Annotated in this window: 13 protein-coding genes; 8 read left to right on the forward strand and 5 right to left on the reverse strand. The window is 45.4% G+C overall.

The features are described 5' to 3' along the window. The first annotated feature begins 6 nt into the window (after positions 1–6). The 6 genes from BM283_RS02815 to BM283_RS02845 all read left to right on the forward strand — a co-directional run bounded on the left by BM283_RS02815 (position 7) and on the right by BM283_RS02845 (position 6,162). Positions 7–201 (forward strand): (2Fe-2S)-binding protein, encoded by a 195-nt coding sequence (locus BM283_RS02815; RefSeq protein WP_090689164.1) that lies wholly within the window; start codon positions 7–9, stop codon positions 199–201. 41 nt (positions 202–242) lie between these two features. Then, positions 243–707: a bacterioferritin gene (gene bfr / locus BM283_RS02820; protein ID WP_090689171.1), complete on the forward strand. Its 465-nt coding sequence runs from the start codon at positions 243–245 to the stop codon at positions 705–707. A gap of 652 nt (positions 708–1,359) precedes the next feature. After that, positions 1,360–2,496: an ABC transporter permease gene (locus tag BM283_RS02830; protein ID WP_090689177.1), complete on the forward strand. Its 1,137-nt coding sequence runs from the start codon at positions 1,360–1,362 to the stop codon at positions 2,494–2,496. A 116-nt stretch (positions 2,497–2,612) separates the two neighbouring features. Then, positions 2,613–3,335 (forward strand): ABC transporter ATP-binding protein, encoded by a 723-nt coding sequence (locus tag BM283_RS02835; protein WP_254776117.1) that lies wholly within the window; start codon positions 2,613–2,615, stop codon positions 3,333–3,335. Beyond that, complete coding sequence (locus BM283_RS02840) at positions 3,332–4,420, forward strand: HlyD family secretion protein (protein WP_090689181.1); 1,089 nt, start codon at positions 3,332–3,334, stop codon at positions 4,418–4,420. The genes BM283_RS02835 and BM283_RS02840 overlap by 4 nt, the downstream gene beginning before the upstream one ends. Positions 4,421–4,611: 191 nt before the next feature. Then, positions 4,612–6,162 (forward strand): efflux transporter outer membrane subunit, encoded by a 1,551-nt coding sequence (locus tag BM283_RS02845; protein WP_090689183.1) that lies wholly within the window; start codon positions 4,612–4,614, stop codon positions 6,160–6,162. Between the two features lie 79 nt (positions 6,163–6,241). Here the strand turns inward: BM283_RS02845 and pyrC are convergent, their stop codons facing one another. Then, positions 6,242–7,288 (reverse strand): dihydroorotase, encoded by a 1,047-nt coding sequence (pyrC, locus tag BM283_RS02850; RefSeq protein WP_090689186.1) that lies wholly within the window; start codon positions 7,286–7,288, stop codon positions 6,242–6,244. A gap of 7 nt (positions 7,289–7,295) precedes the next feature. Continuing rightward, entirely contained in the window at positions 7,296–8,168 is an 873-nt protein-coding gene (rsmI, locus tag BM283_RS02855) for a 16S rRNA (cytidine(1402)-2'-O)-methyltransferase (RefSeq protein ID WP_090689189.1), read from the reverse strand. Between the two features lie 188 nt (positions 8,169–8,356). On the opposite strand from rsmI, the gene BM283_RS02860 reads away from it, so the two are divergent. After that, positions 8,357–8,695 carry a YraN family protein gene (locus BM283_RS02860; protein ID WP_090689192.1) on the forward strand — a complete coding sequence of 113 codons (339 nt, stop codon included), beginning with the start codon at positions 8,357–8,359 and terminating at the stop codon, positions 8,693–8,695. Positions 8,696–8,902: 207 nt separating this feature from the next. Here BM283_RS02860 and BM283_RS02865 read toward each other — a convergent pair whose 3' ends face one another. Further along, complete coding sequence (locus BM283_RS02865; RefSeq protein WP_090689406.1) at positions 8,903–9,646, reverse strand: pteridine reductase; 744 nt, start codon at positions 9,644–9,646, stop codon at positions 8,903–8,905. Positions 9,647–9,730: 84 nt separating this feature from the next. Here BM283_RS02865 and BM283_RS02870 point away from each other — a divergent pair, with 84 nt between their 5' ends. Then, a complete protein-coding gene (locus tag BM283_RS02870; protein WP_090689194.1) occupies positions 9,731–10,915 on the forward strand; it encodes a class I SAM-dependent methyltransferase in 1,185 nt (394 codons plus the stop codon). Positions 10,916–11,089: 174 nt separating this feature from the next. Here the strand turns inward: BM283_RS02870 and BM283_RS02875 are convergent, their stop codons facing one another. Continuing rightward, entirely contained in the window at positions 11,090–11,809 is a 720-nt protein-coding gene (locus BM283_RS02875; RefSeq protein ID WP_090689196.1) for a phosphorylase family protein, read from the reverse strand. Continuing rightward, positions 11,806–13,737, reverse strand: a complete 1,932-nt coding sequence (gene shc, locus BM283_RS02880) for a squalene--hopene cyclase (RefSeq protein ID WP_254776118.1) — start codon at positions 13,735–13,737, stop codon at positions 11,806–11,808. The genes BM283_RS02875 and shc overlap by 4 nt, the downstream gene beginning before the upstream one ends. Between the last annotated feature and the right edge of the window lie 211 nt (positions 13,738–13,948).

The raw sequence follows: 13,948 nt of genomic DNA on the forward strand, positions 1-13,948 counted from the left end.
TGTTTCATGTATATTTGTGTCTGCAAGGGGGTTACTGATCGTGCCATTCGCGAAGCTGTCAGTCAAGGAGCTGAACGGATGCGCGATCTGAAAGCTAATCTCGGTATTACCGAGCAGTGTGGCATTTGTGCCTGCCACGCAAAAAGGATACTTGATCAAGCGTTAATGCGAGAAACCCCGGCCCAGCCTCCTGTCACCTGAACCTACCAGTTCCTACGAATCAACCGTCTAAGGAGACAACTATGAAAGGGAACGCAGACATTATTAATTGGTTAAATCGTCAGTTATTGCATGAACTAACTGCGATCAATCAGTATTTCCTTCATGCCCGGATGTACAAAAACTGGGGATTCAATCAACTCGGCGAGCATGAATATAACGAATCGATCGAAGAGATGAAGCATGCTGACAAACTCATTGAGCGTATTTTGTTTCTGGATGGGCTACCTAATTTACAGGACCTGGAGAAGCTTTTGATCGGTGAATCACCCCAGGAATGTGTGATGTGTGATCTCACGTTGGAAAATACCTCACGGCAAACGCTGCTCGCTGCGATTGCTGCCTGTGAAACTGCTCAGGATTATGTTTCGCGGGAAATTTTTGAACATATTCTTGAAGATACTGAAGAACATATCGATTGGCTGGAAACACAATTAGATGTCATGCAAAAGGTGGGTAGTCAGAACTGGCTACAAAGTCAAATGTAAATTTTGTTCTGTCGCTGGTATAAAACACCAGCGACCTTCCAGCCAGCCAGCCTCTCCTCCTCCCAGGCAAGCCAGCCAATCCTCTTGACTGACTCGAACAGAAAATTAAGCTGTAAAGACTCCAATGGATATCCTGTAGAGCAAGGATCAATTCGTGGCTTAACCGCCCGTCCCATATGCACTGGTTCATAAGAAAATCTGAGAACGATCTCAGGCAATGGCGAGGGGTTTGACGAAAATCCCTGATTTTACGCTAATCACTTCTAATTTCACTCAACCTTAGCAAAATCAACCACCACCCAAAATTGAGTGACTCAAGCATTTTCCAGTTCACTTTGATATTGGTGCATGGAAAAATTCGCATTGTGGGAGCAGGCAAGCTCTTCCTTTTTCACAAAAACGAGAAAAACACTGCATAAGATCTCATTCCATTTCCAAATCAAACATGGCGCAAAGGTGAGCCGCAGACAGTATCCATAATACGGCAAGGTGAAGCCGACAAAATCAGTTTTGATTTAGTGGAATAATGGAAAAAATGCGACAATAGTTTAAAGATAACCCGACTTCATTCCCCATGATGAATGCACGTTGCAGTGATTCATCATCCATATCGATTGTCTCACACCATGAGCCTATTAGAGGGAGATGGTAAATGAAAGGAATTCTGAAACTTGCCTTTAAGCTTCTTGTAAATGACAAGGGTAAATATGCCGCCTTATTGGTGGGAATTACTTTTGCCGTATTTCTCATGGTCCAGATGACATCCATTTTTTCTGGAATTCTTGCCAAGGCTTCCTCAACGGTTATTAATCTGGGAGCTAAAGTATGGGTACTGGATCCCGCCGTCAATAATGTTGCCAACAGCATCCCGATGCCGGATTATGTGCTTAATGCCGTTCGCAGCATTGATGGCGTCGAATATGCTGTCCCGATGTATTCTGGCGGCGCGTTAGTCAAGCTTAAAAGTGGAGTCTTTCAATCGGTCACTATTTTAGGGTTGGATGATAACAGTCTAGTCGGCCGCCCCGAGCTTATCGAGGGGGGGATTGAGGATATCTATGCTGAGAATGCCTTTATCGTTGTTGATGATGCAGAAATTGCCAAACTGGAACATCCCCGTATAGGCACAGAATTTGAGCTGAACGATCATCGCGGCGTTATCGTGGGCATCGCTAAGGTAGCCAGCAGCGGATTGTTCGGAATTCCAACTCTTTATACCACATACAGTAAAGCGATTCAGTATATCCCATCAACACGATTCACCATTGCCTTTATTCTCGTAGAACCGAAAAGTAGAGACGCAATTCCCCATATTCAGCATCAAGTGAAACAGCTGGGATATGAGGCACTCACTGAAGAAGACTTCATGCAAAAAATTTCCAATTACTACAAATATAAAACAGGGCTCGGAACCAATATTTTCATCATGACGATTGTGAGCTTCCTGGTCGGTTTGTCAATCTCAGGGCAAACATTTTATACCTTCATCCTCGAAAACCTCGAAAAATTTGGTGCATTAAAAGCGATCGGTATCAAGGGAAAGGAACTCGTTTATATGATTCTTTTTCAAGCTGGACTGGCAGCGGTAATTGGATATGGATTAGGAGTGGGCTTTTGTACACTTATTATCACAATCGCCAAACTCAAAGTCCCCGATTATTCCGCCAATATCACCTTTACCACCTTGGGTTTTGCGTTTGTAATGGTTCTCATCATCGCAATAATTTCAAGTTATATTGGGATAAGAAAGGTATTAAAGATTGAGCCTTTCGATATTTTTAGAGGTTGAATCAAACTGACTTCAAAATCGGATAGTCAAACTATAGCCCGTAGAATGAATAGATGTAATGATGGAAATGCTATCTTGTCAGATGGCGCGGCCATAAGCATTACCTGACTTCATCATTGCAATTTAATCAACCAGATAATGACGTGATGCCCGCGATCTCTGCTAATGAATTAACGAAATGGTTTGGTGAAGGTGATCTCAGAACCTTTGCGGTAAAAGAAGTCAGTTTCGAAGCTTATTTCGGTGAAATATTATTTATTGTAGGCCCATCAGGAAGTGGAAAGACGACATTATTGAGTATGATCTCTGGTATTTTGCGTCCAAACTCCGGAACGGTAGCGATCGAGGGTGTGGATATCTGGAAACTCAGTGCTGATCAGATTGCCGAATTCCGGTTAAATAAAGTGGGTTTCGTTTTTCAGGATTATCATCTCTTTCCACGACTCACTACCGCTGAAAATGTGGCTATTCCTCTCATTCTTAAGAAACAGGACTGGGATGAATCCCTCAAAAAAGCAGCCCATTACTTAGAGATTGTAGGACTTAAAAATAAGGCGGAGCTTCCGCCGGTCAAGTTGAGTGGAGGGGAGCAGCAACGTGTTGCCTTAGCCAGAGCGTTGGTCAGTCAACCGGATCTAATGATCTTTGATGAGCCCACTGCTTCGCTGGATGGGGATACGGGGCGGCGCATCATGGATTTTGTAAAAAATAACATCCTCACGGACAAGCGGTGTATTTTGATTGTTACTCACGATAGTCGTATTTTTGAGTATGCCGATAGGATGATGAGGATGGAGGATGGCAAACTTGTCGGTATCGAGAAAGGGAGAAATGATTGAAAAACCAGATCATTATCGTCATTGCATTATGTGGGGTAATTGCTGGTTGGGTGAGCGCCTATTTATTCGGTATCCAAAAGAAACCGCAACCACCCGTTTTCAATCCAGCACCGAATCCTTATGCCAAGGGGATTTACTCGACAGGCATTATCGAAAGCTATCAATCAGCAGGTGAAAATATCAATCTTTATCCAGAGGTTGCTGGCGTTATTACTCAAATTCTGGTGGCTGAAGGACAAACTGTCAAACAAGGAGAGCCTTTGCTGCAAATAGATGATTCCATTCAACGCGCCACAGTGGAGCAACAACATGCACAAGCTGAAGCAGCCTTGGCGCTACTGGAGGCATTAAAAGCGCAACCGAGAAAGGAAGTTCTAGCAGTTTCTAAAGCACAGCTTGATTTTGCGAGAGCAAACCTGAAAACTACCGAAGCACAATTAGAAAAACTGCGAAACTCTTATGAGCTGGATCCGAGATCAGTCAGCAAGGATAGCCTGGATAATGCCATCAATGCAACCAAGGTTGCCAAAACCAGTCTCGAGATTGCTCAAAAAAACTACAATCTGACCAAAGCAGGCGCATGGAGTTACGACATTCAGAATCAGGAGCGTCAGTACATCGCGTTAACCAAAACTTATCAAGCTGGCGGCGCCCTGCTGGCAAAATATACGATCAGAGCACCGGTCAATGGTGTCATTATGTCAATACGAGCAACAATAGGTAACTTTATTTCACCCCAGGGCGTCTATGATACCTATACAGAAAGTTTCAAACCGGTTGTGGTGATGGGTAATTCAGAAAACAGCCTGGCCGTAAGATGCTATGTCGATGAGATTCTGATTCACCGACTGCCAGATGTTTCGGGGATGGATGCGCAAATGTTCATTCGCGGCACTGATATTCGTATTCCGTTACAATTCAGCCGTTTGCAGCCTTATGTTTCGCCAAAGATCCAGTTATCGAACCAACGAACTGAGCGGGTTGACGTCAGGGTATTACCGGTACTTTTTCGTTTTGAAAGACCAAAAGATATTCAATTGTACCCAGGTCAGCTAGTGGATGTTTATATTCGGGCAAGTAAGTAGTGCTATACAAAGAGGTAGCGCTTTTTCACTAATGCATGCTGATAGCCCTATTTTGATTACACGAGCTACAGTAGAAGAAATACCACTAAATCATCTGCAATGTACAAGAAAGAATAAAACGTGAAAAATCACGATAATGAGTGATAGTTTTTGATAAAAAGTACATACGCCGGAGAAACAAGGAGCTGTGAATGGATGAACATCTCTTTCATGCCAATGCAAAATATATATTGGCCAGATTGTCAGCAGTCTGGTTACTGACAGCTACCGGTTGTGCTGTTGGCCCGGACTTTGTCCGCCCGCAACCACCAGAGACCGAGCGCTATGTTCCAGGTAAACCACTACAAGAAACTGTTTCAGCAGATGGGCAGATACAGTATTTTGAACAAGGCGCTGAAATTGCAGCCGATTGGTGGCAGTTATTCCATTCCCCCAAATTAGACGCGCTGGTAAAAGAAGCCATCGCCAACAACCCAACTCTAGAATCAGCACAGGCCAGCTTGCAGCAAAGTCAAGATAATTTACAAGCAGGGTATGGTGTTTTTTTTCCTCAGATTGATCTCGGAGGAACGGCAAGTCGCCAGAAATTCTCGGCTGCTCGCTTCGGGAGCCCTGTTAGCAGTACTTTTAACCTCTTCACACTATCAGCCAGCGTCAGTTACGCGCTAGACGTATTTGGCGCTCAGCGGCGTACTGTCGAGGCCCTCGGTGCCAGCAGGGATATGCAGCATTATACGGTTATCGCTACTTATTTGACGCTGATTGGCAATATTGTAAATACTGTGATTGCCCGGGCTGGTTACGAAGCTCAGATTCAAACAACTCAGCAATTGATTGAATCACAGCGAGAGCAAGTTAAGCTGACCGAATCCCAGACGCAAGCTGGTATCATTGAGTATGAAAAGCTGGTCAACTTGAGATTACAGCTTGAGGTGCTCGAGTCCTCTCTCCCCCGGCTCGTGCAAAAGCGCAGCCAGGCCGAGCACCTGCTTGCTACATTGATCGGCCAGTTTCCAGGAGAACATGAATTTGAGGAGATTGATTTGGCTGACCTCTCGTTACCAACCAATCTGCCCATATCGCTTCCTTCGAGCTTAGTACGGCAACGCCCTGACATTCTATTGGCTGAGGCTCAATTACATCAGAGCAGTGCCAATATTGGTATCGCTACCGCAGCGATGTTTCCTTCTTTTACAATAAATGGTACTTATGGACAAAACAATAGAAATCTGCTGGATATTTTTTTAAGTAGCGGTAACTTCTGGAGTATTGGCACCAACTTTGTTGCCCCATTATTTCATGGCGGTACTTTATGGTTTCAGCGTAAAGCAGCTATCGATGCCTTTCAGCAATCGCGTGCGCAATACCGCCAAACGACACTGGACGCTTTAGCGCAAGTAGCTGATGTTTTACTGGCATTGAAATATGATGCTGAAGCGCTGCAGCATCAGTCACAAGAGCTTCATTTAGCGCAAGAAAGAATGCATCTGATGCAGGCTAATTATCAGGCCGGTCTCGTTAATTACCAACAAGTATCCATTGCAGAGAGTCAGTACTTTCAGAGCAAGTTAAATTACCTACAAACATTAGCACTTCGTTTCCAAGATACGGCTGCCTTATTTGTCGCATTAGGTGGCGGTTGGTGGAACATAGAAGAAAAAACACGATCACCACGAGATGATGAAATATTATTTGATGTTAAGTTATCAGAAGAAGAAACTGATAAAGTAAAAACCGATTAAAGACGGTGGAGAAGATAGATAAAAGAGTAATGGGTATTTCTTTTATTTTTTAAAAAAATCCATTCAAGCTTAAAAAGACTTATAGGCTCAACAGTTTCCAGGAAACATTTTCACCTGCTCGCAACGGAACCAGCTTTCCTTCCCCAAATTCCAGGCATTGAGGTATTTTCCAGCTTTCCTTGATCAAGGTAATATGATTGGTATTACGCGGCAAACCATAAAAATCCGCACCATGAAAGCTGGTAAATGCTTCCAGCTTATCGAGCGCACCTGCTTGCTCAAAAGCCTCTGCGTAAAATTCAATCGCTGCATGGGCAGTATAAATGCCCGCACAACCACAAGCACTTTCCTTACTCGATATGGGATGCGGCGCGCTATCAGTACCCAGAAAAAATTTTGCATCGCCGCTGGTCGCAGCCCCAATCAAGGCAAGGCGGTGAGTTTCTCGTTTCAGAACGGGCAAACAATAATGATGGGGGTGGAGACCGCCTGCAAGCAGGACATTACGATTAAGCAGCAAATGATGTGCAGTAATTGTGGCAGCAAGGTTGTTTGGAGCTGCACGCACAAACTCGACTGCTTCACGCGTCGTGATATGCTCAAATACGATGCGCAGCCCTGGAAAACGTTGTATCAGCGGCTGCAGTACCTGATCGATAAAAACGCTTTCTCGATCAAACACATCGATATCAGGGTCAGTCACCTCGCCATGCACCAACAGGGGCATGCCAAGCTGCTCCATGCTTTCTAAAGTTTTAGAGCACCTGGCAAGATCCGTCACACCGGCATCGGAATTAGTCGTCGCACCAGCAGGATAGAGTTTGACTGCATGCACTATGCCGCTCTCTTTAGCCCGTCTGATTTCAGCTGGAGGCGTATTGTCAGTCAGATAAAGCGTCATAAGCGGTTCGAAACGTCCCTGCAGCGTTTTCGGCAAAGCTGCCAGAATACGCGCCCGATAGGCTGCTGCCATCTCAACAGTCACAATCGGTGGTCTGAGATTCGGCATGATGATCGCTCGGGCAAACTGTCGAGCAGTATCAGCTAACACATCCTGCATTGGTTTGCCATCACGCACATGCAAATGCCAATCATCAGGGCGGGTAAATATTAGAGTAGTTTGCATAAAAGTCTCATGAATCCTTTGATTGCTTGGTTAACGCTTCTTTCTTAGACAAAGCAAACGCATACAGTTTTTTCTTATTGCCACCGGTAATCTCGGCTGCCAGCTGCACAGCCTGCTTCAGGGGTAAATTTTCCATCAGGATATGCAGTGTATGTTCTGCCTGTTCGGTGATCTGGTTGTCCTTTTCCGTGGCGGCTGGAGAAAGTAACAATACGAATTCACCTTTTTGCTGATTTTCATCAGATTGCAGCCATGTCAGGGCATGACTCAAATCAGAAGTATAAATGGTTTCAAATAATTTAGTCAGTTCCCTGACAATGGTTATCTGACGCCGTTCCCCAAACACTGCAATCATATCCATCATACATTCCAGCACGCGATGCGGAGCTTCATGAAAAATCAGGGTACAGGAGGTTAAGGATGTCAGTGATGCTAATTTGCGTTTGCGCTCACCGGACTTAGTCGGGAGAAAACCATAAAATAAAAAATGAGGCGCGATAATGCCCGAGGCCGATAGCGCACACACAGCTGCATTTGCCCCAGGAATCGGTACCACCCGATAGCCCTGCTCTCTGACATAGTGAATCAACAGCGCACCGGGATCTGATATGCCGGGGGTGCCGGCATCGGTTACTAAGGCCACCGACTTTTGTGCCGCCAGCATGTTAATGATCTTCTCGGTAGCAGCCCGTTCGTTGTGTTGATGTAGTGTAATCAGACGGGTATGAATCGTATGAAGCGCCAGTAAGCGTTGGGTGAGATGAATATGCTCAGCTGCAATAACATCCACTGCAGCCAGCACATCCAGGGCGCGCAAACTGATATCGCGTAAATTTCCAATCGGTGTGGCAACTACATATAATGTGCTTTTAGTCAGCATTCTTGATTCTGGTCGGTTTATTAACCCATTTCCCAATCATGCATGGCATGAAGGCGAGCTACAGACAGTATAAATATTATGGCAAGGAGAAGCCGAAAAAATTGGGTTTGATGTAGAAATGGAATGATATTTTCCAATACGAATTGTCGCACATCCTCAACATATAGAGGCTATAAAAACAAGTTATTATGAAAGGATCTGACGCTGAACACTTGGCTGCCCTGTTTCTGCAGCGCCAACACCTAGTTCTGCTCGAAAAAAACTACCGTTGCCGTTTTGGTGAAATTGATCTCATCATGCAAGAGGGGGCCACCTTAGTCTTCGTCGAAGTCAGAATGCGATCAAATAATTATTTTGGCGGTGCTGCCGCTAGCATTACGACCAGCAAGCAAAACAAGCTTATCCGTGCTGCCCGGCATTATCTATCCCGATTGTACACTACCCCTCCATGTCGATTTGATGCTGTGCTACTGACAGGTCATCATGACCCGGAAATCGAGTGGATCAGGGACGCGTTTGGCGAATAACTCATTATCCTAAGGGCCGTTTTTAGACCTTTTTCCTTGCCATAGGATTTATCCTGTCTGCAGCTTGCCCGCACGCCATGTTGGACTGGGAAACAGAATAATTCGAATTTTGAATAAAAATTCAATAATTTTTCATATGAAAATATTTATTTACAAGAATTACGTAATTCTGTAATTATTATTTCTATTGAAAATTAGAATAAGCCATTACAGATTGATACTGCGTCCGCCATCCACTGCAATGATCTGACCGGTAATAAACGATGCATGCGCGATTAAGAAATAGACTGTGTTGGCAATATCCTCCGGTTCTCCCATGCGCTTGAGGAGTGTCCTGTCTATGATCTCTTCGCGTAACGATGGGTCAACCCATTCTTCTTCATACTCTGGCCACAAAATAGGACCCGGTGCGACACCATTGACGCGAATAAGCGGAGCTAGCTCCAAGGCAAGCGATCGGGTAAGCGCAGCTAATCCACCCTTCGCCGCGTTATAAATCACATAGTTTTTCAAAGGCTGTTCCACATGGATATCCACGATATTAACAATACAACCATACCGTTTTTCTAAATAAGGTACGGCTGCCTGGGATAAAAACAAGGGAGCTTTCAGGTTGCTACCGATTAAATCTATCCAGGCTTGTTCAGTAAATTGACCAACAGGTGTAGAAAAGAAACTGGAAGCATTGTTCACCAATGCATCCAGCTTACCGAATCGCCGTACAGTTTCCTTGATCAAATCTGGCAGGCACTCAATATCCAGTAGATCAGCCTGAATTAACTCAACCGAGCCCGGGCGCATTTGTTCGAGAGTTTGTCGCAACATTTGCGCCTCATTCTGAGAAGAACGATAATGCACCATCAGATTGGCACCCTGTGCATGCAGCTTGCAACAAATGGCCGCTCCTACTCGCTTGGCTCCACCCGTAACCAGAATCACTTTATTTTTCAAAGTCATTCATTATTCCCCTTTTGCACGCGCTACATTTATAATCCCTTTTTCACAATCTACCATAAACAAGGCCGTTCTACTCATATGCCTTCTATTACTTTACCTCCCTCCAGCGAAGCCGGGCTTCAGCATAGTAAAGCGTTACAAAACACTATCCAGGCAAAAATTAATGCCGCAGGTGGTTGGATTTCATTTGCTGATTTTATGGAAGCAACCCTCTACACACCTGGCATGGGCTATTACAGCGCTGGCGCTACCAAATTGGGCTATGCCGGCGACTTTGTCACAGCACCGGAAATCTCTTCATTATTTGGTAAAACCATGGCACGGCAAGCTGCTCAGATATTCGAACTGATCGGTTATAGCGATATTCTGGAGTTTGGCGCAGGCTCTGGCAAACTGGCACTCGATCTACTGCTTGAACTGGAGCAATTGAACCATCTACCACGACAATACTTTATTTTGGAAGTTAGCGCTGATTTACAGCAGCGACAACGCGAACTATTCAAAAAATGTGCGCCGCATCTTATTTCATTAGTACAATGGTTTACCAGCTTACCACATGAATTTAACGGACTTATACTGGCCAACGAAGTGCTCGATGCGATGCCGGTTCATTTGGTAATATGGCAAGACCATCATCTCTACGAACGCGGTGTTACCTGGGACCAACAAAATTTTGAATGGCAGGATCGCCCTTTGATTGCTGGAGAGTTATTTGAAATTGCACAAGCGTTACCTCCATTTAAAGAGGCAATGAATCACGGTTCCTTCCGCTACCTCAGTGAAATCAGTCTAGCTAATCGACACTTCATGCGCAGCCTGGCACAGATACTTCACCGAGGCGTGATTCTGCTGATTGACTATGGCTTCGGACAAAGCGAATATTATCATCCGCAGCGCAACCAGGGCACCCTGATGTGCCATTATCGCCACCATGTTCACGATGACCCCTTTTACTTACCTGGATTGCAGGATATTACCAGCCACGTTAATTTTAGCGCGATCAATGAGGTTGCATTAGCGAGCGATCTGCAGTTACTTGGCTATACCACTCAAGCAAACTGGTTAATCAATTGCGGTATTACTGAGGTGCTATCTCGAACACCCGCTGACATTCCCCATCAATATTTGCCATTGGCCAATCAATTACAAAGATTAGTCAGTCCAGCTGAAATGGGTGAATTATTCAAGGCGATCGCTTATGGCAGAGGAATCAACCAACCGCTAATAGGATTCACCCGAGGGGACAAAAGACGACTGTTGTGAAATAAATCAACCAAAAACCCGCCGTTGATCGCGGTGGAGTGTACGGTAATCGAAGTGCGGCTACGGTACATTTGGTAGCGACCGCATCTCATTCTAGTGAATGAGAAAATCTTGAAGAGACCGCTATATCCTGAGCCAACTTTCCAATCAAGCAATCAACAGCGGGTTTTTAGTTCAATATTGAGGTGAAAATGTACCCCCTAATTCGATATCCGCATGTTTCACTACCGACAGCAGCGTAGCACAAGCTGCACGCATACTCGGCGCAAGACGCAGCAAAGTACCCACATTAACGGAGCGGCGCAAAATCAACTCTAGCAAGTAGAGCATGTTGACACTGCCATCAGGATAGACTGCACTCATTAAGATGGGTGGAGGCGAAAATTCGAGAGGATCAGTAATAGCACGTACTGCTACAAAGGGTATTCCAGCATTGATCGCGATCTCGGCAATAGCGCCACTTTCCATATCGACCGCACAGGCGCCATTTTTTGCAGAAAATCTCCGTTTCTCGTCTTTCGAAGTCAATACCTGCTGACTGGTAGCTAAGGTGCCTCCCGCGACTTTCACGTGCTTGGGTAGATGCTGTATGATGCGATTACGCCATTCCAAGGCGACAGGGTGAGCATACTCCGTATGGACACGTTCAGGAAGAACCAGATCACCAGGGCGCAAAGTCTCATCCAATGCGCCTGCTACGCCAAAACTCACAAGAGCTGATACTCCTCTGTCACGCAATCCCGCTGCAGCCTGCCGGGCAGCCTCACTTCCTATACCACATACCCAGATTGCCGTTCCTTCTCTGAGCCGAACCATTTCATTGAAAGGAAGCCGGCGTGGCGTGATGCATTTCGCTTCTGCGCGCATTGCGGTGACAATGCCTACTAAGCTCACGAAGGATTTCTCCCAGTCAGCGCACGATATCGTATCAACGCCCACAAGGGAAAATACTTTGAATAACCATGATATTTCAAATAAAACACACGCGGAAAGCCTGGTGCCGTAAACCATGGTTCGTACCATAATCCATCAGTATTCTGCGTCTTAAGCAAATATTTAATTCCTTTCTCAACTGTCTTGCTGTGTATTTCTCCAGCAGCCATCAGACCAAGTAATGCCCAAGCTGTCTGAAATGAGGTACTCTGCTCAAATTGTCCAGCGCGCTGAGGATCAAAATACGTATCATTGGTTTCGCCCCAGCCACCATCATCCCGCTGAACAGATTTTAACCACTCTACCGCACGACGGATAGCCGGATGCTCCTTGTCAACATTTGCCAGCCGCATGGCTTCTAATACCGACCAAGTACCGTAAATATAATTGCTGCCCCATCGACCAAACCAAGCACCACTGGCTTCTTGTTCGCTAAATAGATAGGCCAGACCACGTTCCACTGCCTGCGTATGTTGCTGATCACCATACATTGCCAGGAAACCGGTACATCGAGCGGTCACGTCGCTAGAGGGTGGGTCAAGCAAAGCACCGTGATCTGCAAAAGGCACCTCATTGAGATAATAATAAGTATTATCAATATCGAAAGCGGCAAAGCCACCATTACTAGATTGCATACCAGCAAGCCAGTTGGCTGCACGCTGTATATTTTCCTGATAATCAGCGTAGCCAGCTTGATGCAACGCCCAGGCGGCCGCAGCGGTATCATCCAGATCCGGATAATGCGGATTAGCATATTGAAATGCCCAGCCACCGCCCGGTAAATCTGGCCGTCGCTCACGCCAATCACCCGGGGCATCCAGTATCTGATGAGTAATGAGCCAGTCAAGGGCTCGTCGAACTGGTCGTTGATCAGCATTGGGATCCTCCTGTAAGGCAAGACAGGCCAAAACAGTATCCCAAACTGGAGAGGTACAAGGCTGACACCATGCACGCTCACCTTCATCAACCAGCAATCCCTGAAGTGCTAGGCGGCATTGCTGGCGATAGGGATGATCATAGGCATAGCCGAGCAACGCCATAGCCTCATAAGCATTGATCATAGCTGGAAAAATAGCTCCTAACCCACATTCCCCATTAAGACGCTCGATCACCCATTGCTCTGCGCGATGTAATGCTTTTTTCCGTACAAAGGTTGGAATCAGCGGTTCAAGTTTTGAGCCCAAGCGCTCCATATACAAAAAAAATCGATTAAGCGGAGTACGGACTGGGAAATAATCCTGTTCTTCTTCGGGTGGAACCGTGAATAACTCCCTCACATCGATATTTCTTGGATTAGCCGCCCTGGCTTTTAAAGAGCAGAGAATAGAAAGTGGAATCATGACAGTACGCGACCAGTACGCCACTTTACTAAGATGGAAAAGAAACCAGCGCGGGAACAAAATAATCTCTGCAGGAACAAACGGAACACCCCGCCACGGTATCTGGCCATACATGGCAAGCAATAGTCGAGTAAACACATTGGCGCGCGCTGCCCCACCATGCGCCAGAATAGCAGAGCGGGCACGTACCATGTGCGGGGCATCGGGAAAATCTCCCACGAGCTTCAGTGCATAATAAGCCTTGACACTACAGCTTTGATCAAATGCACCGCCATAATAAAGCGCCCAGCCACCATGAGTCATATCTTGTTGCTCACGAATAAAGCGAGCCAACTTGTGTTCGAGAACGGTATCTACTTCATCCATAAAATGCATCATCAGGATGTATTCGGCAGGAATCGTGCAATCTGCTTCTAATGGAAAACACCAGTGACCATTTTTTTCTTGTACAGAATATAATGCGTTGCGTGCTGAAGAAATGGCGTTATTCAGCTTGGATGTATTCATTTCGTCTATAGTCAAATTGCCTGATTTCAGCCATTGACCCATCAGGGCTGTCCTTTTTATGTTTATAAAGGCAAAGACCTGTTGTGACATTCTAGACATAAACATTAGAAACCTCTATTCAACATATTGAAATATAATTATTTTATGAACCTCTCTTTTTTGTTATTCAACTTAAATACAAAATTCTGATATCCAGTTGCTACCTCACAACAAAAAAGTACTACTATAAAGATCTACCACACCTGAAACTGAT

Origin of the sequence: Nitrosomonas sp. Nm34 (genome assembly GCF_900113925.1) — a bacterium.
In the GTDB taxonomy this organism is placed as follows: Bacteria; Pseudomonadota; Gammaproteobacteria; order Burkholderiales; family Nitrosomonadaceae; genus Nitrosomonas.